We start from the raw sequence: 20,522 nt of genomic DNA on the forward strand, positions 1-20,522 counted from the left end.
CCCCTCTTCTCCCGCGGAACGCGCGCTCACCAGCCGTAGCGGGTCAGGCCGTCTTCCAGGACTTCCACGATCTTCTGCCCCGTGAGATAGGAATCGGGGGTCGAACGGCCCGTCACGAAGGGGAAGTCGACGATCACCGAGACCGGCTTTCCGAAATTCCCGTGATAGGCGCCGCGCGGGCCGGTGGCGTCGCGCAGGATGTATTCCAGCGGGTACGGCGGCGGCCCCATGTTGAAGTCGGTGCCGAGGAATCCGGTGCCGTCCTTGTAGTCGTACTCCTTGCAGTGGCCGGTGACGTGCTTGCCCCAGACGATGCTCTTGCGGTCGTCCCAGTCCCGGGCGAAGGCCAGGCAGGCGACCCCGTAGCACTCGGCGGCGACGACCTTGCCGGCCTTCTTGAAGGCCAGGATCAGGGCGTGTACGCGCTCGTTGTTGGCGAGGTCGGCGATCGGGCCGCTGCCGCCGACGATGAGGATCGCGTCGTAGTCCGCGACGTCGGCGTCCAGCTTGTCCAGATCGCGGTGGTACTGCTCCAGCTCGCGCAGGTAGCCCGCATCGCTCGTGTACGGGCGCTCGGGCACCCAGGCCTCGATGTCGAGCGGCGAGTCGAGCCGGCTCGACTGCTCGAACTCGCGGCCCAGCCGGGCGTTCTCCTCGGTGGTCACCGAGCGGCCCAGCGGGGGGTCGACGTAGTCCGCGTCGAGGCTCGGCGGAAGTGCGTGCGCACGCTTTCCGGTCGGCGTGGCGAATACGGTCTCATATCCCCGCTCGTCGAACTTCGACACCGGGCCGATCAGTTCTTCGGCCCAGTAACCGTGTTCGGAGACAATGACCAGAATCTTTCTGCTCACGAATTCCTCCAGGCGCCGCCTGTTGTGTTGGCGTCCCCCACACTGCGTGCGGCCGGGGCCTGCGTCAAAGGGCGCGAATGCGACTTCGTGAGGTAGCGGGCAAGGTGGTCCCGGCACCTCACCTAGTCGTCCCGCGAGGTCAGGAAGTACCCGCCGGACTTCCTGACCTCGGCCGGATCGATGAACCTTTCGCGGATCTCCGCCCTATGTTCTGGACGCGCCGTGCCCCACGGGCGGGCCGGGGAGCACGAGTGCGCGAGGAGAGGGACGGGGACGATGACGATGGACCTGTTGTGCACACACATCGACCAGATACGTCCGGTGAAGGCCACCACCGAGGGCTGCGAGGAGTGCCTCTTGTCCGGTGACAGCTGGGTACACCTGAGGATGTGCCTGAGCTGCGGGCACGTCGGCTGCTGTGATTCGTCCAAGAACCGTCATGCCACACGCCACTACCGCACCACCGAGCACGCCGTCGCGGCCTCGCACGAGCCCGGCGAGGACTGGGCCTGGTGCTACGCCGACCAGCTGATGCTGGACCCGGCGTGAACGCGCGCAAGGGCGCCGGCGCGGGCTCCGCCGCCGAGCGGGCCGAGACCCGTAAGCCCGTCATCCTGGCCGTGGACGACGACCCGCAGGTGCTGCGCGCCGTCCGCCGCGACCTGCGCAGCGCCTACGGCGACCGCTACCGGGTGCTCGGCGCCTCCTCGGCCGCCGACGCGCTGAAGATCCTGGACTCCCTCGACGAGCGCGGCCACGACCCGGCCCTGTTCCTCGTCGATCAGCGGATGCCCGACGTGACCGGCGTGGAGTTCCTCCTCGAAGCCGTCAGCCGCTTCCCGGACGCCCGCCGGGTCCTGCTCACCGCGTACGCGGAGACGGACGCGGCGATCACCGCCATCAACCGGGTGCGGCTGGACTACTACCTGCTCAAGCCCTGGGACCCGCCCCACGAGCGGCTCTTCCCGGTCCTGGACGACCTGCTCTCCGACTGGCTGGCCACCTACCGGCCGGCCTACGACGGGATCCTCGTCGCCGGCCACCTGGTCTCCCCGGGCACCCACGCCGTCCGGGACTTCTTCACCCGCAACGGGCAGCCGTTCCGCTTCCTGAACGTCGAGCGGGACCCCGAGGCGCTCACCGTGATCGCCGCGGCACAGGCCGACGCGGCGCTCCCGCTGGTGCGCTTCCCCGACGGTTCGGTGCTCTCGGCCCCGTCCGACACCGAACTCGCCCGCCGCCTGGGTCTGGCCACCACCGCCTCGCGCCCCCACTACGAGTGCGTCATCGTCGGCGCCGGTCCGGCCGGGCTCGCCGCCGGGGTGTACTCGGCCTCCGAGGGCCTGTCCACCCTGATGCTGGACTCGCGGGCCCCGGGCGGCCAGGCCGGCACCTCCAGCCTGATCGAGAACTACCTCGGCTTCCCCTCGGGCCTGTCGGGCGGCGACCTCACCCGCCGGGCCACCATCCAGGCGACCCGGTTCGGCGCCGAGATCCTGCACCCGGTCGAGGTGGTCTCCCTGACCCGCGACGACCCGGCGAAGATCCTGACCCTGGCGGACGGTACGGAGATCAGCGCCGAGACGGTGCTGCTGGCGACCGGGGTCTCGTACAACCGCCTCCAGGCCCCCGGCGCGGACCGCTTCGAGGGGGCGGGCCTGTACTACGGCGCGGCCACCACGGAGAGCTCGGCGTGCATCTCGCAGCACGTGTTCATCGTCGGCGGGGCCAACTCGGCCGGCCAGGCGGCGGTGCACTTCGCGAAGTACGCGGCCCGGGTGACGATCCTGGTGCGGGCGGCCTCCCTGGACGCGAGCATGTCCCGCTACCTGATCGACGAGATCGAACGCACCCCGAACATCGAGGTGCGGGTCCGCACCACGGTGGTCGCGCTGGACGGCGACGAGCACCTGGAGCGGATCACCCTGCACGACGCCGACACCGGCGAGGACACCGTGACCCCGGCCCGCTTCATGTTCACCTTCATCGGCGCCCGCCCGCACACGGACTGGCTGGCCGGGGTGGTCGAGCGCGACGAGTTCGGCTTCGTGCTCACCGGCTCCGACCTGATCGCCAACGGCGGCGAACTCCCCGCCGAGTGGAGCCTGGAGCGGGCCCCCTACCCGCTGGAGACCAGCGTCCCCGGGGTCTTCGCGGCGGGCGACGTACGGGCCCACTCGGTCAAGCGGGTCGCCTCCGGCGTCGGCGAGGGCGCGATGGCGGTATCGCTGATCCACCGCTACCGCTCGATGGGCTGAAGCCGAGAGCGAACGCCCGGGCCCTTGCGCTCACCGGGAGAGCGGATGCAACGTTGATTACATGATTACAGCCGAACAGAGCGAGCAGCTCCGCGCCTGGTTCACCGAGCGCCTGCCGGTGGACGTCTACGAGTCCCTCGTCTCGGTCACCGTCGACCGGGAGGAGATCACCGTCGTCGGCACCGTGCCGGCGTCCGAGTCCGTCAAGGAGTTCCGCGAGCGCACCCGCGAGCAGCGCGTCGAGGTGGCGCGCGAGGCGGAGGAGCTCTACCGCCGCAAGGTCGCCTGGGGCGTGCGGTCGGGTGAGGAGACCACCCTCTTCACCCACCTCGCCGTCCCCGTCATGACCCGGCTGCGCCAGTCGGAGCGCCAGGTGCTCGACACCCTGGTCGCCGCCGGGGTGGCGCGCAGCCGCGCCGACGCCCTGGCCTGGTGCGTGCGCCTCGTCGGGAACAACACCGACACCTGGCTCACCGAGCTCCGCGACTCCCTCGACCGGGTGCGTCAGGTGCGCGCCGAGGGCCCCGACCTCCAGAAGTCGCGGTCCGAGTAGGGGAAAGCGTCGCCGGGCGGACATGATCCCGGAAAGGTAGCCAGGACACCTGATCCCAGGGAGAGGCACGCACACCATGACCACGACCGTCGAGTACATCCGCTACCGGATCGCCTCGCAGGACCAGCAGGCGTTCGAGGAGGCGTACACGAGGGCCGCCGAGGCCCTGGCCGCCTCGCCCGAGTGCGTCGACTACGAGCTGGCCCACTGCGAGGAGGAGAAGGAGCGCTACATCCTCCGCATCCGCTGGACCTCGATCGACGCCCACCTGAACGGCTTCCGCAAGGGCGAGCACTTCCCGGCGTTCTTCAGCGCGATCCGCCCGTACGTGACGGCCATCGAGGAGATGCAGCACTACCTCGTGACCGGTGTGGCGGGTCCGGGAAAGGCCGCCGGTCAGTCATGAGCACGACGCCCACGATCTACGAGTGGATGGGCGGCGAGCAGGCCCTGCTGCGCCTCACCGACGTCTTCTACGGGCACGCCCTGAAGGACGAGATCCTGGCTCCGGTCTTCGCGGGCATGGACGCGGAGCACCCGCGGCACGTCGCGGTCTGGCTGTCGGAGGTCTTCGGCGGCCCGGCGGAGTACTCGGCGCACCACGGCGGCCACCCGCACATGGCCACCAAGCACCTGGGACGCGGCATCACCGAGAAGCAGCGCCGCCGCTGGGTGGAGCTGCTGCTGGACACGGCCGACGAGGTCGGCCTGCCGACGGACCCGGAGTTCCGGGCGGTGTTCGTCTACTACATCGAGTGGGGCACCCGGATGGCCCTGATCTACTCGGGCCCCAACCCGCCGCCGGTGAACGCGGCGAAGATCCCGGTCTGGTCCTGGGGCCAGACCCCGCCGTGGGTCCCGAAGACCACGACACCCGAGTGAGCACCGGCGGGGGCGGCGAGAGCCGTCCCCGTCCGACGCGTGCGGAACCCCGGCATGTACCGGACCGCCCGGCCCGTGCGCCCGTCAGCCGCGCCGGCGCCCGGGGCGGGTCTCCCCCGCCGCCGCCGCATCCGGCCCCGCCAGCAGTACGGTCAGCGGCGGCGCCCCCTCGGCCGCGCGCCAGAAGTCCACGGCCTCCTCCAGCACCTCCCGCAGCGTCTCCCAGTCCCCGGGCCGCTCGGCGGCGTACCCCCGCCAGGAGGTCACCGCGAGCAGCCGTCCCGGCGCCTCGGGCAGCCACGACAGGTCGGTGAGGGCGTCCGCGAGCGCGTCCCAGTTCCCGCCGAACCACCGCGGCACCGCGAGGGCGTCCGCGCAGCGCCGCATCAGCGCGGCCTTGCTCCGTACGCCGTCCAGGTCCAGCCGCAGGACGCTCCAGCCCGCCTCCTCGGCGGCCGCCAGGGCGGGGGCGAGGGGCTGCGGGTCCAGGCTCATCGGAGAACCGCCTTGAAGGTCTGGTAGTGGTCGTCCGTGTAGTAGAACTCCCCGCCCCCGCCCGTCACGATCCGCCGGGCCCCGCGGTCGCGTTCGCCCGGTGTGGTGACCGTGTACTCGTGGTAGTAGCCGCGCTTGCGCTGCGGCAGGGCCTTCTCGAAGTTCCCGAAGACGGTCCCGTCCTGCCGGTACGCGTACGGGCCGCCCCGGTCGATCAGGGCCAGCACCTCGCGGGCCTGCCGCGGCAGCGCGTCGGCCCGTACGGTGGCCATCCCCTTGGCCCACCCGGGGGCATCGCTGACAGCGCTGGCGGCAGGCGGGGCCGGGGCGGACGTACCACCGCAGCCCGCCGCGCCGGCCAGCGCGACGCACAGGAACAGCGCACCCAGCGCACGCAGCAGCGATCGGGGCACGTTCCGAAAGATCATGCACCGATCGTGCCAAATATCCGATTCGCTCGCGAACCGCCCTACGGGCGAACCGCTCACCCGGGGAACGGGTTCAGAGCGCGGACATCTTGGTGTACGGACTCAGGATGCGTTTCTGGACCGACCCGAAGTCGACGAGAACGGCGATCCCCTCCTCGATCCCGACGACACGGCCGAGGCCGTGCTCGTCGTGACTCACCCGGTCGCCGACGCTGAACTGCCGGAGCGGCGGTTCCACGGGGGCCTTGAACGGGCTGGACGGCAAATGGCGGCGAGGTACTGCTGACTTAGTCATTGAATCCAGTATGCGCCCCCGGAGCCGCCCCGCGGTCCGCTGTTCGGGTCTCGATTCCGGCACCATCCGGATCTCCGGCCGGCCGCGAGGCCCCGTCAGTCGTCCGGGTCGGCCCGGTCGAGCGCCGGCCGCAGCCCCGGAGCGGACTCGGTGAGCAGGTAGTCGGCGACCGCCGTATCGGTGACGAGGCTGGTCACCAGCCCCGAGCGGAGCACCGCGCCGATCGCGGAGGCCTTGCGCAGCCCGCCCGCGATCGCCACCACCTCGGGGATCCGGCGCAGCCGGTCCGCCTCGACGGTGATGCACCGCTCCCCGAGGTCCCGGCCGACCCGGCGGCCCTCCGCGTCGAAGAGGTGCGCGGACATCTCGGCGGCCACGCCGAGGGAGGCGTAGTGCGCCCGCTCCTCGTCGGTCAGCATGTCGTGCACGGTGGAGATGCCCGGCTCCCAGGAGCCGATCGAGACGGCGGCGACGGTGACCTTGTCGAAGTACTCGAAGGCCCGCGCGATGCCCGTCTGACCGCGCAGCGCGGCCGCGGTCGCCGGGTCGGGCAGCAGCATCGGCGCGTAAATGGGGTGGGCGTCGCCGCCCGAGACCTGCGCGGCTCTGCGGACGGCCTCCACGGAGCCGCGCTCGGCCGTCCCGGCGTCGTACACGCCGGTGAGCTGGACGACGGTGCAGGGGGGCAGCCGGTGCAGCGAGGCGGCCATGTGGATGGTGGAGCGCCCCCAGGCCAGGCCGAGGACGTCGCCCTCGTTGACCAGCTCGCCCAGCAGGTCGGCGGCGACCGCGCCGAGGTTCTCCGGGTCCGGAGCGTCCTCGGTCGCGTCGGCCGGCGATTCCACCACGACGGCGTGCCGCAGCCCGTACCGGGCGCGCAGCGCGTCGGAGCGCTCCGCATCCAGTTCGGCCGGTACGCGGATCTCGATGCGTACGAGGTCGCGTTCGAGGGCGGTCTCCAGGACCCGGGCCACCTTGAAGCGGCTCACGCCGAACTCCTCGGCGATCTGGATCTTGGACTTGCCCTCCAGGTAGAAACGGCGCGCCATGGCCGCCGCCTGCACCAGCTCCGCGGGTCCCATCCGCAGGGCTGACCGTCCCGCCGACATTGCAGACACCGCGTTCTCCTCACTGCTGTTCACACTGTCGTGTTCACACTCTCGACTCGCCGTTCATCCTGTCAGATCCGACGGCCGTTGATCAGCCTGGACGGCTTCCGTTCACCGAGCTGTTCACCAACCCTTGCCTCAGTGGTCGCACGCCCACGGCGCGGCGGCGATCGCCGCGCCCGCCTGCTCGCGCAGCGTCCGTACGGCGGCGGCCGGATCGACCGCCCCGTAGACCGCGCTGCCGGCCACGAACACGTCGGCGCCGGCCTCCGCGACCCGTTCGATCGTCGAGGCCGAGACGCCGCCGTCGACCTGGAGCCACAGGTCCAGTCCGTGCTTGGCGATGAGTTCGCGGGTGCGGCGGACCTTGGGCAGCATGATGTCCAGGAACGACTGGCCGCCGAAGCCCGGCTCGACCGTCATGATCAGCACCATGTCCAGTTCGGGCAGGATGTCCTCGTACTGCTCGATGGGGGTGCCGGGCTTGAGCGCCATGGCCGCCCGCGCCCCTTGGGCCCGGATCTCCCGCGCCAGGCGCACGGGGGCCGCGGCGGCCTCCGCGTGGAAGGTGACGGAACCCGCGCCGGCCTCCACGTACTGCGGCGCCCACCTGTCCGGGTCCTCGATCATCAGGTGCAGGTCCAGCGGGATGTCCGTGGCGCGGCTCAGGGACTCCACGACGGGGACGCCGAGGGTGAGGTTCGGGACGAAGTGGTTGTCCATGACGTCGACGTGCAGCCAGTCGGCCCCCTCGACGGCCCGCGCCTCCTCGGCGAGGCGGGAGAAGTCGGCGGACAGGATGCTGGGATTGATCTGAACGGCCATGCCCCAAGCCTGCCATGCCCACGGCCACTTCCGGCCACGGCCCCGGAACTGGTCCCGTGACCGGAAAAACCCACTGCCGCACGCGAGCCCGCCGCTGTGCCGGACCGTCCGAGTGCGCCGGGTAGGCACCCCGCCCCTCCGCCTCGCGGCGCGCCGCACCGGCACGCCCCGGCGGCGACCGCGCCTGGGGTCACCGGTCGTCCGCGCCGCCCGGCCGGCTCCGCAACGCCTCCTCCAGCCGGTGGCGCATCGCGTCCAGCCGGCTGCGGCCCGGGACGAAGACCGGCAGCTGCCGGATGATGGCGGCCACCGCCGGCGGCGCCTCCCCGAGCGCCCGGCGCAGTTCCTCGTCGCCGACGGCGGTGTCCTCCCCCGCCGCGATCTCGGCCGCGCGGGCCGCCTGCATCGCGGGCGCGAGGGCGTGCTTCGCCTGGTGCGGGCTGGCCAGGGCGTGGATGTACGGGCTCGCCGCCGCGTACCCCGCGGCCCGCGCGGCGGCCCCGGCGACCGGATCCCCGGCCTCCCGCGCCGCCGCCAGCGCGGCCGTGGCCAGCGTCCGCAACGGCCCCCGCCCGATCTCGCCCCGCGCGTACGCCCGCACTCCCCGCAGCGCCTCCCGGGGACGGCCGTCGGCCGGGGCCCGCTCCTCGAACAGCGCCAGCACCCGCTCGGCGCAGCCGGCGGTCCAGCCCCCGAGCTCCCGCCGCTCTTCGTCGCTGATGATCACCTGGTCCATGCGGCCATCCTGCCGGACCCGGCGTCACCGTTCCGCGGGCCGGGGGCCGTTACGCGGTGCGGCGGAGCAGGGCCAGGTACATCGCGTCCGTGCCGTGGAGGTGGGGCCACAGCTGGACGTCGGGGCCGTCGCCCAGGGCCGGGACGCCCCCCATGTACGGCCGGGCGTCGATCAGTTCGGCCGCCACCGGCCGGATGCCGGCGCCGCGCCCCTTGAGGACGTCGTCCACGACGACCCGGGTCTCCGCCAGGTGCGGGGAGCAGGTCGCGTAACCCACGACGCCGCCGACCCGCACCGCCGCCAGCGCCTCGCGCAGCAGTCCGCGCTGGAGCGGGGCGAAGCCCTCCAGGTCCTCCGGGCGCCGCCGCCAGCGGGCCTCGGGCCGGCGCCGCAGCGCGCCCAGGCCGGAACAGGGGACGTCGACCAGGACCCGGTCGAAGGAGCCCGGCAGCCACGGCGGCCGGGTGCCGTCGGCCGCGATGACCTGGTACGGGCCCGGGTTGCCGGCCAGCGCCTTCTCCACCAGCCGCGCCCGGTGCGGCTGCTTCTCGGAGGCCAGCAGGAAGGCTCCGCGCTGGGCGGCCAGCGCGGCCAGCAGCGCCGCCTTGCCCCCCGGACCCGCGCAGCCGTCCAGCCAGCGCGCGTCGCGCCCCTCGACGGGGACCGCCGCCAGGGCCATCGCCACCAGCTGGCTGCCCTCGTCCTGGACCCCGGCGCTCCCGTCGCGGACCGCCTCCAGCGCGCCCGGCTCGCCGCCCTCGGCCATCCGGACCGCGTACGGGGACCAGCGGCCCGGCAGCGCGGAGTCCTCGCCGACCGCCTCCAGCAGTTCCCCGGGCGTGGACCGGCCCGGGCGGGCGACCAGCGTCACCTCGGGCCGTTCGTTGTCGGCTTCGAGCAGGTCCTCGATCCCGGCCCGGCCGCCGCCCAGCGCGTCCCACAGGGCGCTGACGACCCAGCGGGGGTGCGAGTGGTAGACCGCGAGGTGCTCCTCGGCGTCGTCCTCGTACGGCGGCGCGACCCGCTCCAGCCAGCCGTCGAGGTCATGCGCGGAGATCTTGCGCAGGACGGCGTTGACGAACTTCGCGCGGCCGTCGCCGAGCACCACGCGGGCCAGCTCCACGCTGGCGGAGACCGCGGCGTGGGTGGGGATGCGGGTGCCGAGGAGCTGGTGGGCGCCGAGCGCGAGCACGTCGAGGACCGGCGGGTCCACCTCGCGCAGCGGGCGGTCGATGCAGGCCTTGATCACCGCGTCGTAGGTGCCCTGGCGGCGCAGGGTGCCGTAGACGAGCTCGGTGGCCAGGGCGGCGTCGCGCGCCTGGAAGCTCTCGTCCTGGCGGGCCTTCTTCAGCAGCGGTGGCAGCACGAGGTTGGCGTAGGCGTCGCGCTCGTCCACCGCCCGCAGCACCTCGAAGGCCAGCAGCCGGACGGGGTCCTTCTGCGGCCGGCGGTAGGGCTTGGCGGGCTTGCCGCCCTGCTGGCCGGACGGCTTGCCACCGCCTGCGGAGGCGGGACGACGACGGGGCTGTTCGCTCACGTGAAAGGTGCTCCGGGGTTACGAGGTGCTGCGGGGGTCACGAGGTACTGCGGGAGTGTGCCGCGCGGGGCGGCGCGCCGGGCCGACCGGCTCGGGTTCAGCCTACGTCGGCCCCGCGCCGTCAGGGCGCCAGCCGCTCGCCGGGGGCGATCCGCACGCCGCGGGCCCAGTCGGCGCCCTTCATCGGCTTCTTGCCCTGCGGCTGCACCCACAGCAGTTCCACGGCGTGCGAGCCGGTGCCCACGTACACGTTGTTCTTGGCCGGGGCCAGCACGCCGGGCGCCAGGTCGGTGCGGTCGGGGACGAGGCCGACGGAGATCAGCTTGAGCCGCTCGCCGCGGAAGACGGTCCACGCGCCGGGCGCGGGCGTGCAGCCGCGCACGACGCGGTCGGCGCGCAGCGCGGGGGCGTTCCAGTCGACGCGGGCGTCCTCGACGGTGATCTTCGGCGCGAGGGAGATCCCCTCCGCGGGCTGCTCGACCGCGCGCAGGGTGCCGTCCTCGATGCCGTCCATGGTGGCGCCGAGCAGTCCGGCCCCGGCGAACGCCAGCCGGGTCAGCAGGTCGCCGCTGGTGTCGGTCGGGCGGATCTCCTCGGTCAGGACCCCGAAGACGGGGCCGGTGTCCAGGCCCTCCTCGATCCGGAAGGTGGAGGCGCCGGTGACCTCGTCCCCCGCCATGATCGAACGCTGTACGGGAGCGGCCCCGCGCCAGGCGGGCAGCAGCGAGAAGTGCAGGTTGACCCAGCCGTGGCGGGGGATGTCCAGGGCGCTCTTGGGGATGAGGGCCCCGTAGGCGACGACGGGGCAGCAGTCCGGGGCGATCTCGCGCAGCCGGGCCTGGAAGTCCGCGTCGCGCGGCCGGGCGGGCTTGAGCACCTCGATGCCGGCCTCCTCGGCGCGCTCGGCGACGGGGCTGGCGACCAGCCTGCGGCCGCGGCCGGCGGGGGCGTCGGGCCGGGTGATCACGGCGGCGACCTCGTGCCGCCCGGAGGCGATCAGGGCGTCCAGGGCGGGCACGGCGACCTCGGGGGTGCCTGCGAAGACCAGCTTCACTGGGTCCTACCTCGCTATCTCGGCTGTCAGCAGCGCACCAGTCTAGGGGGCCCGTACCGGGGCACCCGCCTGCGGCGGCGAGGGGGCGTACGCACACCCGCGCGCCTCTCGCATATGCCGACACGCCCCCCGGGCGTGACTTACTCGCCTCATGACGCGTTGGTCAAGACAGATTGACCGAAACGGGCCGCGATCAAGAACGGTGTATGCGGCCCGATCCGCTCTTCAGCACCGGTTCGAGAGGCTTCTCCATGGCCGACCACGCCACCCATGACGCCCAAGCACGGGCCAGCCTGCACCTCCTGGTGAGGGACATCGAGCGGGTTCGCCGGCAGGTGGACGCTCTGCGTACGCTCACCGCTCAGCTCGGCAACGTCTACCGCCCCCGCCGCTCCGGCCCCTCCACGGGCTTCGTCGTCTACGGCCGGGCCCCCGCGCCCACCGTCCGGCTCGCCCAGGAGCTGCGGGACAGCGTCGAGACGCTGGTCACCGCGGCGGTGGACTTCGACCGCTCCCTCGGCTTCTCCTGGGACGCGGTCGGTTCGGCTCTCGGCGTCACCAAGCAGGCCGTGCACCGCCGTTACGGGGCCCGCCGCGCGCAGGCCGCCGAGCCCGCGGAGCCGCAGGCCGAGAGCACCGCGCCCAGGACCCTGGGGCCGCTGCCCATCATTCCCGCGGCCCGCTCGGTGCCCCCGCAGCCGGTGCGCGAGGAGGCCCAGGCCGCCGCCGCCGTCCCGGCCGCCCGCCAGTCGGCCCTCCCGGGCCCGCGCAACGGCTGACGCTCCCCGCCGCCGGGACGCCGACCCCCGACGGCACCGGCCCCGCGGCCACCGCCCCTGCCGGGCGGCGGCCGCGGGGCCGCCCCCTGTCCGCCGTTCCGCCACTCACCCAGGCGTTCCGCCCCGACCCCCTGTCCGGACGCTCCGCTCCCGGTGCGCCCGAACGCCGCGCGGGGTGCGACTCCGCTCCGCGCGTCCCCGCCCCTGCCGACGGCACGGCACGAGCGGAGGGCGGCAGGTACGACCCCGCCGCGCCCCGCGGCCCCTGCGTACGGTCCTCAGCCGATGTCGGGCGGGTCGACGCGGACCCGGACCGCGTCGCCCGGCGCGACCCCCCGCGCCAGCCGGGCGGCCTGCGCGGCCTTGAGGGCGGCGGCCAGCGCGGCCCCGCTCCCCGGCGGCACCCGGATGAGCGCCCGCTCCCCCGGCGAGGGCTCCCCCCGCCGCCCGGGCAGCGGTACGGGACCCAGCACCTCCGCGTCCGGGGGCAGCTCGGCGGCGGTGAGGAAGGCCTCCAGCGCCTCCCCCCGGCCGGCCACCGCGGCCATCCGCGACACCGGCGGAAAGCCCAGCTGCGCCCGCTCCGCCAGCTCCCGTACGGCGTGCCCGACGGGGTCCCAGCGCACCAGCGCCTGCACCGGCCGCAGCGTCGGCTCGGCGACGACCACGACCTGGCCCTCGGGCCGCACCAGCGAGGCGGCGCCGATCCAGCGGCGCAGCGCCTCCTCCCCCGCCCGCAGATCGGGCCGGCCCAGCATGGCCCAGCCGTCCAGCAGCAGCGCCGCCGCGTACCCGGCGCCCGCCGCGACCGGTTCGGCGCCCGGGGTGCACACCACCAGCGCGGGCCGGTCCGGCACCTCGTCCAGGACGTGGTCGCGCCCGGAGGTCCGTACGGCCACGGCGGGAAAGGCCCGGCCCAGCTCCTCCGCGGTCCGCCGCGCGCCCACCACCTGGGCCCGCAGCCGGAAGGAGCCGCACTCCTCGCAGTGCCAGGCGCTCTCGGCCCGCCCGCACCAGCCGCAGTGCAGGTCCCGCTCGTCGGGGGCCTCCAGCGGCCCGGCGCACACCCGGCAGCGGGCGGGGGTCCGGCAGCGCTCGCAGGCCAGCCGGGGCACGTACCCCCGGCGCGGCACCTGCACCAGTACGGGGCCGGTCTTCAGGCCCTCCCGTACGGTCTCCCAGGCCAGGCTCGGCAGCCGTGCCTGGCGGGCTGCCCCGTCGCGGGCCAGCAGTTCGTCGCCGACGGTACGGATGCGCGGGGCGGTGGCGCGCACCGTCTCCCGGTCGGCGACGAGCGGTCGGGCCCAGCCGGACTCCACGAGCTGGGCGGCCTCGACCGTGCAGCTGGTGCTCCCGGCGAGGAAACCGCAGCCGTCGGTGACGGCGCGCAGTTCCAGCACCTCGCGGACGTGCGGGAAGGGGGCGTGGTCGTCGCCGTGGCTGGAGTCCCCGTCGTCCCAGACCGCCACGAGCCCGAGGTCCCGTACGGGGGCGAACATGGCGGCCCGGGTGCCGACGACGGCCCGCACCGAGCCCCGGCTGACCGCGAGCCACTGCCGGTAGCGCTTCTCGGGGCCGGACTCGGCGGTGAGCAGGGCGTGCCGGCCCTCGCCGAGCAGGGCCGTGAGGGCGGCGTCGACCCGGGCGGCCGTGCGCCCGTCGGGGACGACGGCGAGGGCGCCGCGGCCGGAGGCGAGGGTGGCGGCCATGGCGCGGGCCAGCTCATCGGCCCAGGCGGGGCCGGGCAGGGCCGTCCACACCGCGCGGGGGGCCGCTCCGTCGGCCAGGGCCCGCAGGAAGGCCGGGCCCACGCCGTAGCGCGCCCAGGGGCCCGGCTCGGGCGCGGCGGGCGGGGGCAGCGGCTCGGGCGAGGGCTTGGCCTCGGCGCGGGCGTTGCGCGGGGGCAGGGCGAGCTGGAGCACGTCGGCGAGGCTGCCCGCGTAGCGGTCGGCGACGGCCCGGGCGAGGGCGAGCATCCGGGGGCCGAGGACGACCTCGGGCGAGACGACGTGGGCGAGGGCGGCGAGGGCGCCGTGGTAGTCGGTTTCCGCGCGGCGCTCGACGATGAACCCGTCGATGAGCCCGCCGCCCTCGCGGCGGCCGCCGTGCACCTGGTGCGCGCCGGCGCCGAAGCGCACCCGGACCCGGACGCCCGGCTGCGCGGCCTCGGACAGCTCGGCGGGCACGGCGTAGTCCCACAGCTGGTCGAGATGGAGCACGCCCTTGTTGACGAGGACCCGCGCGACCGGCAGCTCCTCGGCGAGGGCCGCCCCGCGCCAGGTGCGCGGCTTGGCCTTGGGCGCCTTGGCCTTCGCCTCGGCGACCATCTCCCGGATCAGTGCGAGCTGTTCCGGCGGGGAATCGTTCGCGCTGCTCATACCGGCATTCTTACCAAACGCCGCCGACAACGGACGGCCCCGGACCGCGAGGGTCCGGGGCCGTCCGTGACGAGCGGGCGGTGCCTACAGACCGGCGGCGGCGCGCAGGGCGTCGACGCGGTCGGTGCGCTCCCAGGTGAAGTCCGGCAGCTCGCGGCCGAAGTGGCCGTAGGCGGCGGTCTGGGCGTAGATCGGGCGCAGCAGGTCGAGGTCGCGGATGATCGCGGCCGGGCGCAGGTCGAAGACCTCGCCGATGGCGTCCTCGATCTTCTGCACCTCGACCTTGGCGGTGCCGAAGGTCTCCACGAACAGGCCGACGGGCTCGGCCTTGCCGATGGCGTACGCGACCTGGACCTCGCAGCGCGCGGCCAGCCCGGCGGCGACCACGTTCTTGGCGACCCAGCGCATGGCGTACGCGGCGGAACGGTCGACCTTCGACGGGTCCTTGCCCGAGAAGGCGCCACCGCCGTGGCGGGCCATGCCGCCGTAGGTGTCGATGATGATCTTGCGGCCGGTGAGGCCGGCGTCGCCCATCGGGCCGCCGATCTCGAAGCGGCCGGTCGGGTTCACCAGCAGCCGGTAGCCCTCGGTGTCCAGCTTGATGCCGTCCTCGACGAGCTGGGCCAGCACGTGCTCGACGACGAACTCGCGGATGTCGGGAGCGAGCAGCGAGTCCAGGTCGATGTCGGCCGCGTGCTGCGAGGACACGACGACCGTGTCGAGGCGCACGGCCTTGTCGCCGTCGTACTCGATGGTGACCTGGGTCTTGCCGTCGGGGCGCAGGTACGGGATCGTGCCGTTCTTGCGGACCTCGGACAGCCGGCGCGAGAGCTTGTGCGCGATGTGGATCGGCAGCGGCATCAGCTCGGGCGTCTCGTCGCAGGCGTAGCCGAACATCAGGCCCTGGTCGCCCGCGCCCTGCTGGTCCAGCTCGTCCTCGTCACCCTCGACGCGCTGCTCGTAGGCGGTGTCCACGCCCTGCGCGATGTCGGGCGACTGCGCGCCGATGGACACCGACACGCCGCAGGAGGCGCCGTCGAAGCCCTTCTTGGACGAGTCGTAACCGATTTCGAGGATCTTGTCGCGGACGAGCTGGGCGATCGGCGCGTACGCCTTGGTCGTCACCTCGCCCGCGATGTGCACGAGACCGGTCGTGATGAGGGTCTCCACGGCCACACGCGAGGTCGGGTCCTCGGTGAGGAGCGCGTCGAGGATGGTGTCGCTGATCTGGTCAGCGATCTTGTCGGGGTGACCCTCGGTGACGGACTCCGAGGTGAACAGGCGACGGGACACAACGCTCCCTGGGGTTGCAGCGGCTGCTGGCTGATCATGGGCGGAACCACACCGGAGGCTGCGCCCGGTCACGTTCCAGATGTGCAGTTTATCGGTCGACACCGTGCGCCGGACCACCCGTCTCGCCTTATGGGAGCCATGTGACCTGCGGCACTCCATTCTGACGTACGGATTTCCCGACGAGAAGGCACACGCTCAGGCGCGTCGCGAGTCCGCCCTGGGGGCGAGCCTGGGCGCCACCTGGTCCCAAATGACATCGGCCAGGGCTTCCTTAGGACCGTAGGGCACTGCCACCTCGGACCCGTCAGAGGAGAGGATCACAGCCTCGTTCTCCTCCGAACCGAAGGTCTTGGCCGCGCCGACCTCGTTCACCACGAGAAGGTCGCATCCCTTGCGGCGGAGCTTGGTCCGGCCGTTGGCGAGGACGTCGTCGGTCTCGGCCGCGAAGCCGACCACCACCTGGCCGGCCAGGGCGCGCTCGGCGGAGAGCTCGGCGAGCACGTCGGGGTTGCGTACGAGGGCCACCGGCTCGGGCTCCCGGCCGTCCTGCTTCTTGATCTTGCCGTCGGCGTACCGGGCGGGCCGGAAGTCGGCCACGGCCGCGGCCATCACCACGGCGTCGGCGTCCGCGGCCGCCTTGAGCACCGCCTCCCGCAGTTGCAGGGCCGTGCCCACGCGTACGACGTCCACCCCGGCCGGGTCGGCCAGCGCGGCGTTGGCGGCCACCAGGGTGACCCGGGCGCCGCGCGCGACGGCCGTACGGGCGAGGGCGTACCCCTGCTTGCCGGAGGAGCGGTTGCCCAGGAAGCGGACCGGGTCGAGGGGCTCGCGGGTGCCGCCCGCGCTGACCACCACGTGCCGCCCGGCGAGGTCCGGCTCCGCGGTCCCCCGCGCCAGGACGCGGCGGCACACCTCGAAGATCTCCTCGGGGTCGGGCAGCCGCCCCTTGCCGGTGTCCTTGCCGGTCAGCCGGCCGACGGCGGGCTCGATGACGACCGCGCCGCGCCGGCGCAGCGTCGCCACGTTCTCCTGGGTGGCGGGGTGCTCCCACATCTCGGTGTGCATCGCCGGGGCGAAGACCACCGGGCAGCGGGCGGTGAGCAGGGTGTTGGTGAGCAGGTCGTCGGCGAGCCCGTGGGCGGCCTTGGCCAGCATGTCGGCGGTGGCGGGGGCCACGACGACGAGGTCGGCGCCCTGGCCGATGCGTACGTGGGGCACCTCGTGGACGCTCTCCCAGACCCGCGTGGAGGCGGGGTTGCCGGAGAGCGCGGCCCAGGTGGCCTCGCCGACGAAGTTCAGCGAGGCGGCCGTCGGCACGACCCGTACGTCGTGCCCGGACTCGGTCAGCCGGCGCAGCAGCTCACAGGCCTTGTAGGCGGCGATCCCGCCGCTGACCCCCAGCACGACCTTCGGCTTGTCCACCACGCGCTCCCCATCCGTAACCAGTCGTCTACGCATCCATGACACACCACAGGCCCGGCAGATGTTCCGCCGGGCCTGTGGTGAAAGGAATGTTCCGTGCCCTACTGGGCCGGGGCCTCGATGGCCTCGGAGGTCAGCAGGCCCGCGTTGATCTCGCGCAGGGCGATCGAGAGCGGCTTCTCGTGGACGTGGGTGTCCACCAGCGGACCGACGTACTCCAGCAGGCCTTCACCGAGCTGCGAGTAGTACGCGTTGATCTGCCGCGCACGCTTGGCCGCGTAGATCACGAGGCTGTACTTCGAGTCCGTGGCCTCGAGCAGCTCGTCGATCGGCGGGTTGATGATGCCCTCGGGCGCGGTGATGGAAGAGGACACGCTCTACCTTCCGAAGAATGGGTGAAAGATCAGACATTGACCGGACACCGACGGAGACGACGGCATCGATCAACGATCAAACAACTTTCATCAAGGCTAGCAGCTCGCGCGCCACGTCCTCGACGGAGGTGTTGACCAGGGTGGTGTCGAACTCGGATTCGGCAGCGAGTTCGATCTTCGCCGCGCCGAGCCGACGCTCGATCACCTCGGGCGATTCCGTCCCGCGGCCGGTGAGCCGGCGGACCAGCTCCTCCCAGCTCGGCGGGGCGAGGAAGACCAGCTGCGCGTCCGGCTTGGACTCGCGGACGAGGCGGGCACCCTGGAGGTCGATCTCCAGCAGGACCGGCTCGCCGTTCTCCAGCCGTTCCGCCACCGCGCCGCGCGGTGTGCCGTAGCGGTTGCCCGCGAACTCGGCCCACTCCAGCAGCTCGCCGTTGGCGATCAGCTTGTCGAACTCGTCGTCGTTGACGAAGAAGTAGTGGACTCCGTGTCGCTCACCGGGCCGCGGCTTGCGGGTGGTGGCCGACACCGAGAGCCATACCTCGGGGTGGACCTTGCGCATATGCGCGACGACCGTGCTCTTGCCGACCCCCGAGGGGCCGGAGAGCACGGTCAGCCGCGGACGAACCTCTGCTGCCATAGAGCGATTATCCAGGTTCTCGGGACTGCCTGAGAACGCCGGGAGTACTTCGGGCGACGCCTCAGGCGCCACTGCCGCCGAACTCGCGCTCCAGAGAGGCGATCTGGTTGGAACCGAGACCTCGGACACGCCGGGACTCGGAGATGCCGAGGCGCTCCATGATCTGCTTGGCGCGGACCTTGCCCACGCCGGGCAGCGACTCAAGGAGGGCGGAGACCTTCATCTTGCCGATGACGTCGTTCTCCTGTCCCGTCTTGATGACGTCGTGGAGGGAGGCGCCGGAATGCTTGAGTCGATTCTTCACCTCGGCCCGCTCCCGGCGAGCCGCGGCGGCCTTTTCGAGCGCTGCTGCGCGCTGTTCAGGGGTAAGGGGCGGAAGAGCCACGCCTACGTCACCTCGGATGTCGAACTGTCGGATACGGACCGGCGCAGAGCCCGAAGGCACCACGCCAGGCGAGCCCCCGAGCAGCGACGGAAATCGTTCGCTGCTCGTTCACTCTGGTCGGAGACTAGCGGCCAAGGCCGCTCCAGTCAGCGAGAACGGACGAAAAGTCCTGGTCAGCCTCCACTGAACCGTACATCAGGGACAAACTACCCCGGTTTTGTCCGGGGAAGGACGTTCGAATTTCGTCAGGGCGTGCCATACGCGTGTCGCGGGCGGGGTCAGGCGGAGACGGCCTCGCGGATCTCGGCCGCGAAACGGCGGGCGGCCGCGCGCAGGGCGGCGGCGTCCGGACCGTGCCGCAGGACGCCCCGGGAGACGTTCGGGACGACGTTGCCGACGGCCTGGCCGAACACCGCCGGCAGGTCCGCGGCCGTCGCGCCCTGGGCACCGATGCCCGGGGCCAGCAGCGGCCCGTTGATGTCCAGGTCGAAGGAGGACAGATCGCCCAGCGTGGCGCCGACCACCGCGCCGAAGGAGCCCATCGGCGCGGCCCCGGCGTTCTCGGCCGCCAGGTGCGCCAGCATCGTCGCGCCAATGGTCCGCCCGTCCTCGCGTACGGCGCGCTGCACCTCCGCGCCCTCCGGGTTGGAGGTCAGGGCCAGCACGAACAGGCCGGCCCCCGACCGCCGCGCCAGCTCCACCGCGGGGGCGAGCGAGCCGTAGCCCAGGTAGGGGGTCACGGTGAGCGCGTCGGAGAACAGCGGGGACGCCGGGTCCAGGAAGGCCTCGGCGTACGCGGCCATCGTGGAGCCGATGTCGCCCCGCTTGGCGTCCATCAGCACCAGCGTGCCCGCGGCCCGAGCGTCGGCGACCGTACGCTCCAGCACCGCGACGCCGCGCGAGCCGAACCGCTCGAAGAAGGCCGCCTGCGGCTTGAAGACGGCGACCTCCTCGGCGAGGGCCTCCACGACCGTGCGGGAGAACCGCTCCAGGCCCGCGACGTCGTCGCCGAGGCCCCAGGAGGCGAGCAGCCCGGCGTGCGGGTCGATGCCGACGCACAGCGGCCCCCGCGCGTCCATGGCGGCGCGCAGACGGGTTCCGAAGGGGGTCACGGGGCTCACAGGGCGGCCTTTCGGGTCTCGGCGCCCACGGCTTCGGCCAGGGTCGCGTACGGGCTGGCGGCCAGGCGCGCGGCCAGGCCCTTGTGGAGGGCGCGGGCGTAGAGGGGGCCCTCGTAGATGAAGGCGCTGTAGCCCTGGATCAGGGTGGCGCCCGCCAGGATGCGCTGCCAGGCGTCCTCGGCGTTCTCGATGCCGCCGACGCCCACCAGCACCATCCGGTCGCCCACGCGCGCGTAGAGGCGGCGCAGGACCTCCAGGGAGCGCTCCTTGACCGGGGCGCCCGACAGTCCGCCGGTCTCCTTGACGAGCGAGGGCGCGGACTTCAGGCCGAGGCCCTCGCGCGCGATCGTCGTGTTCGTGGCGATGATGCCGTCCAGGCCCAGCTCCAGCGCCAGGTCGGCGACGGCGTCGACGTCCTCGTCGGCGAGGTCGGGGGCGATCTTGACCAGCAGCGGCACCCGGCGCCCGGGCACGGCGCGGTCCGCGGCCTCGCGCACGGCGCTCAGCAGCGGGCGCAGCGACGCGGTGGCCTGGAGGTCGCGCAGGCCCGGGGTGTTCGGGGAGGAGACGTTGACGACGAGGTAGTCGGCGTGGCGGGCGAGGCGCTCGGTGGACAGGACGTAGTCGGCGACGGCCTCGTCCTCCGGCACCGCCTTGGTCTTGCCGATGTTGACGCCGACGACGGTCCGGAAGACCGGCGTACGGGCGGCCAGGCGCGCGGCGACGGCCGCGGAGCCCTCGTTGTTGAAGCCCATCCGGTTGATCAGCGCCCGGTCCGGGACGAGCCGGAACAGCCGCTTCTTGGGGTTTCCCGGCTGGGCCCGGCCGGTGACCGTGCCGATCTCGACGTGGTCGAAGCCGAGCATGGCCATGCCGTCGATGGCGACGGCGTTCTTGTCGAAGCCGGCCGCGAGCCCGAAGGGGCCGTGCATCCGCAGGCCGAGGGCCTCGGTGCGCAGCGACGCGTAGCGGGGCGCGAGGGCCGCCGCGGCGAAGGTGCGCAGCACGGGGGTGCGGGCGGCGAGCCGGATCCAGCGGAAGGCCAGGTGGTGGGCCTTTTCCGGGTCCATCCGCTTGAAGACGAGGTCGAAGAAGAGTTTGTACACG

The 20,522-nt window shown here is 73.2% G+C and carries 23 protein-coding genes; 6 read left to right on the forward strand and 17 right to left on the reverse strand.

The genetic code is table 11. The features are described from left to right. Positions 1 to 26 precede the first annotated feature (26 nt). Positions 27 to 851 (reverse strand): type 1 glutamine amidotransferase domain-containing protein, encoded by an 825-nt coding sequence (locus ACZ6ZT_RS15840; protein WP_469719742.1) that lies wholly within the window; start codon positions 849 to 851, stop codon positions 27 to 29. A gap of 276 nt (positions 852 to 1,127) precedes the next feature. Here ACZ6ZT_RS15840 and ACZ6ZT_RS15845 point away from each other — a divergent pair, with 276 nt between their 5' ends. The 5 genes from ACZ6ZT_RS15845 (at position 1,128) to ACZ6ZT_RS15865 (ending at position 4,544) form a co-directional block, all read left to right on the forward strand. Beyond that, a complete protein-coding gene (locus ACZ6ZT_RS15845) occupies positions 1,128 to 1,400 on the forward strand; it encodes a UBP-type zinc finger domain-containing protein (RefSeq protein WP_469719743.1) in 273 nt (90 codons plus the stop codon). Next, on the forward strand, positions 1,397 to 3,109 hold the full coding sequence (locus ACZ6ZT_RS15850) for an FAD-dependent oxidoreductase (protein WP_469719744.1): 1,713 nt from the start codon (positions 1,397 to 1,399) through the stop codon (positions 3,107 to 3,109). Before ACZ6ZT_RS15845 ends, ACZ6ZT_RS15850 begins: the two co-directional genes overlap by 4 nt. Before the next feature lie 61 nt (positions 3,110 to 3,170). Next, positions 3,171 to 3,662 carry a hypothetical protein gene (locus tag ACZ6ZT_RS15855; RefSeq protein ID WP_469719745.1) on the forward strand — a complete coding sequence of 164 codons (492 nt, stop codon included), beginning with the start codon at positions 3,171 to 3,173 and terminating at the stop codon, positions 3,660 to 3,662. A gap of 76 nt (positions 3,663 to 3,738) precedes the next feature. Continuing rightward, positions 3,739 to 4,068 (forward strand): putative quinol monooxygenase, encoded by a 330-nt coding sequence (locus ACZ6ZT_RS15860; protein ID WP_469719746.1) that lies wholly within the window; start codon positions 3,739 to 3,741, stop codon positions 4,066 to 4,068. Further along, the gene (locus ACZ6ZT_RS15865; RefSeq protein ID WP_469719747.1) at positions 4,065 to 4,544 is read left to right on the forward strand and encodes a group II truncated hemoglobin; all 480 of its coding nucleotides are present in this window, start codon (positions 4,065 to 4,067) and stop codon (positions 4,542 to 4,544) included. The genes ACZ6ZT_RS15860 and ACZ6ZT_RS15865 overlap by 4 nt, the downstream gene beginning before the upstream one ends. A gap of 84 nt (positions 4,545 to 4,628) precedes the next feature. Here the strand turns inward: ACZ6ZT_RS15865 and ACZ6ZT_RS15870 are convergent, their stop codons facing one another. The 8 genes from ACZ6ZT_RS15870 to fmt all read right to left on the reverse strand — a co-directional run bounded on the left by ACZ6ZT_RS15870 (position 4,629) and on the right by fmt (position 11,023). After that, on the reverse strand, positions 4,629 to 5,039 hold the full coding sequence (locus ACZ6ZT_RS15870) for a barstar family protein (RefSeq protein WP_469719748.1): 411 nt from the start codon (positions 5,037 to 5,039) through the stop codon (positions 4,629 to 4,631). Then, a complete protein-coding gene (locus ACZ6ZT_RS15875) occupies positions 5,036 to 5,467 on the reverse strand; it encodes a guanyl-specific ribonuclease (RefSeq protein ID WP_469719749.1) in 432 nt (143 codons plus the stop codon). Before ACZ6ZT_RS15875 ends, ACZ6ZT_RS15870 begins: the two co-directional genes overlap by 4 nt. A 73-nt stretch (positions 5,468 to 5,540) precedes the next feature. Then, positions 5,541 to 5,762, reverse strand: coding sequence for a CarD family transcriptional regulator (locus ACZ6ZT_RS15880; protein ID WP_030157491.1), 222 nt, complete (start codon positions 5,760 to 5,762; stop codon positions 5,541 to 5,543). A gap of 95 nt (positions 5,763 to 5,857) precedes the next feature. Then, the gene (locus ACZ6ZT_RS15885) at positions 5,858 to 6,871 is read right to left on the reverse strand and encodes a sugar-binding transcriptional regulator (RefSeq protein ID WP_073920265.1); all 1,014 of its coding nucleotides are present in this window, start codon (positions 6,869 to 6,871) and stop codon (positions 5,858 to 5,860) included. A 138-nt stretch (positions 6,872 to 7,009) separates the two neighbouring features. Next, on the reverse strand, positions 7,010 to 7,696 hold the full coding sequence (gene rpe, locus ACZ6ZT_RS15890) for a ribulose-phosphate 3-epimerase (protein WP_469719750.1): 687 nt from the start codon (positions 7,694 to 7,696) through the stop codon (positions 7,010 to 7,012). 190 nt (positions 7,697 to 7,886) lie between these two features. Then, complete coding sequence (locus ACZ6ZT_RS15895) at positions 7,887 to 8,432, reverse strand: putative immunity protein (protein ID WP_469719751.1); 546 nt, start codon at positions 8,430 to 8,432, stop codon at positions 7,887 to 7,889. A 49-nt stretch (positions 8,433 to 8,481) separates the two neighbouring features. Then, positions 8,482 to 9,969, reverse strand: coding sequence for an RsmB/NOP family class I SAM-dependent RNA methyltransferase (locus tag ACZ6ZT_RS15900; protein WP_469719752.1), 1,488 nt, complete (start codon positions 9,967 to 9,969; stop codon positions 8,482 to 8,484). A 121-nt stretch (positions 9,970 to 10,090) separates the two neighbouring features. Then, on the reverse strand, positions 10,091 to 11,023 hold the full coding sequence (gene fmt / locus ACZ6ZT_RS15905) for a methionyl-tRNA formyltransferase (RefSeq protein ID WP_469719753.1): 933 nt from the start codon (positions 11,021 to 11,023) through the stop codon (positions 10,091 to 10,093). Between the two features lie 251 nt (positions 11,024 to 11,274). Here fmt and ACZ6ZT_RS15910 point away from each other — a divergent pair, with 251 nt between their 5' ends. Next, a complete protein-coding gene (locus ACZ6ZT_RS15910) occupies positions 11,275 to 11,802 on the forward strand; it encodes a hypothetical protein (protein WP_469719908.1) in 528 nt (175 codons plus the stop codon). 278 nt (positions 11,803 to 12,080) lie between these two features. On the opposite strand, the gene ACZ6ZT_RS15915 is transcribed toward ACZ6ZT_RS15910, so the two are convergent. From ACZ6ZT_RS15915 to ACZ6ZT_RS15950, 8 genes are all read right to left on the reverse strand, one after another. Then, the gene (locus ACZ6ZT_RS15915; RefSeq protein WP_469719754.1) at positions 12,081 to 14,180 is read right to left on the reverse strand and encodes a primosomal protein N'; all 2,100 of its coding nucleotides are present in this window, start codon (positions 14,178 to 14,180) and stop codon (positions 12,081 to 12,083) included. A gap of 84 nt (positions 14,181 to 14,264) precedes the next feature. Further along, positions 14,265 to 15,473, reverse strand: coding sequence for a methionine adenosyltransferase (metK, locus tag ACZ6ZT_RS15920; RefSeq protein ID WP_469719755.1), 1,209 nt, complete (start codon positions 15,471 to 15,473; stop codon positions 14,265 to 14,267). Positions 15,474 to 15,668: 195 nt separating this feature from the next. Then, a complete protein-coding gene (gene coaBC / locus ACZ6ZT_RS15925) occupies positions 15,669 to 16,895 on the reverse strand; it encodes a bifunctional phosphopantothenoylcysteine decarboxylase/phosphopantothenate--cysteine ligase CoaBC (RefSeq protein ID WP_469719756.1) in 1,227 nt (408 codons plus the stop codon). Between the two features lie 101 nt (positions 16,896 to 16,996). Beyond that, on the reverse strand, positions 16,997 to 17,269 hold the full coding sequence (gene rpoZ, locus ACZ6ZT_RS15930) for a DNA-directed RNA polymerase subunit omega (protein ID WP_004948662.1): 273 nt from the start codon (positions 17,267 to 17,269) through the stop codon (positions 16,997 to 16,999). Between the two features lie 76 nt (positions 17,270 to 17,345). Then, the gene (gmk, locus tag ACZ6ZT_RS15935) at positions 17,346 to 17,909 is read right to left on the reverse strand and encodes a guanylate kinase (RefSeq protein ID WP_469719757.1); all 564 of its coding nucleotides are present in this window, start codon (positions 17,907 to 17,909) and stop codon (positions 17,346 to 17,348) included. Between the two features lie 61 nt (positions 17,910 to 17,970). Next, the gene (locus ACZ6ZT_RS15940; protein ID WP_030234009.1) at positions 17,971 to 18,294 is read right to left on the reverse strand and encodes an integration host factor; all 324 of its coding nucleotides are present in this window, start codon (positions 18,292 to 18,294) and stop codon (positions 17,971 to 17,973) included. 278 nt (positions 18,295 to 18,572) lie between these two features. Then, positions 18,573 to 19,415 (reverse strand): orotidine-5'-phosphate decarboxylase, encoded by an 843-nt coding sequence (pyrF, locus tag ACZ6ZT_RS15945; RefSeq protein ID WP_469719758.1) that lies wholly within the window; start codon positions 19,413 to 19,415, stop codon positions 18,573 to 18,575. Beyond that, positions 19,412 to 20,521, reverse strand: coding sequence for a quinone-dependent dihydroorotate dehydrogenase (locus tag ACZ6ZT_RS15950; RefSeq protein ID WP_469719759.1), 1,110 nt, complete (start codon positions 20,519 to 20,521; stop codon positions 19,412 to 19,414). Before ACZ6ZT_RS15950 ends, pyrF begins: the two co-directional genes overlap by 4 nt. Between the last annotated feature and the right edge of the window lies 1 nt (position 20,522).

It is taken from the genome of Streptomyces sp. NPDC102258 (assembly GCF_055584685.1).

Excerpts from the sequence above, each read along its gene's own strand:
- ACZ6ZT_RS15865 (WP_469719747.1), top strand. The coding sequence starts at position 4,065 with ATGAGCACGACGCCCACGATCTACGAGTGGATGGGCGGCGAGCAGGCC.
- ACZ6ZT_RS15910 (WP_469719908.1), top strand. The coding sequence starts at position 11,275 with ATGGCCGACCACGCCACCCATGACGCCCAAGCACGGGCCAGCCTGCAC.
- gmk (WP_469719757.1), bottom strand. The coding sequence starts at position 17,909 with ATGGCAGCAGAGGTTCGTCCGCGGCTGACCGTGCTCTCCGGCCCCTCG.
- ACZ6ZT_RS15860 (WP_469719746.1), top strand. The coding sequence starts at position 3,739 with ATGACCACGACCGTCGAGTACATCCGCTACCGGATCGCCTCGCAGGAC.
- ACZ6ZT_RS15855 (WP_469719745.1), top strand. The coding sequence starts at position 3,171 with ATGATTACAGCCGAACAGAGCGAGCAGCTCCGCGCCTGGTTCACCGAG.
- ACZ6ZT_RS15895 (WP_469719751.1), bottom strand. The coding sequence starts at position 8,432 with ATGGACCAGGTGATCATCAGCGACGAAGAGCGGCGGGAGCTCGGGGGC.
- ACZ6ZT_RS15870 (WP_469719748.1), bottom strand. The coding sequence starts at position 5,039 with ATGAGCCTGGACCCGCAGCCCCTCGCCCCCGCCCTGGCGGCCGCCGAG.
- ACZ6ZT_RS15875 (WP_469719749.1), bottom strand. The coding sequence starts at position 5,467 with ATGATCTTTCGGAACGTGCCCCGATCGCTGCTGCGTGCGCTGGGTGCG.
- ACZ6ZT_RS15880 (WP_030157491.1), bottom strand. The coding sequence starts at position 5,762 with ATGACTAAGTCAGCAGTACCTCGCCGCCATTTGCCGTCCAGCCCGTTC.
- ACZ6ZT_RS15845 (WP_469719743.1), top strand. The coding sequence starts at position 1,128 with ATGACGATGGACCTGTTGTGCACACACATCGACCAGATACGTCCGGTG.
- ACZ6ZT_RS15885 (WP_073920265.1), bottom strand. The coding sequence starts at position 6,871 with ATGTCGGCGGGACGGTCAGCCCTGCGGATGGGACCCGCGGAGCTGGTG.
- rpe (WP_469719750.1), bottom strand. The coding sequence starts at position 7,696 with ATGGCCGTTCAGATCAATCCCAGCATCCTGTCCGCCGACTTCTCCCGC.
- ACZ6ZT_RS15915 (WP_469719754.1), bottom strand. The coding sequence starts at position 14,180 with ATGAGCAGCGCGAACGATTCCCCGCCGGAACAGCTCGCACTGATCCGG.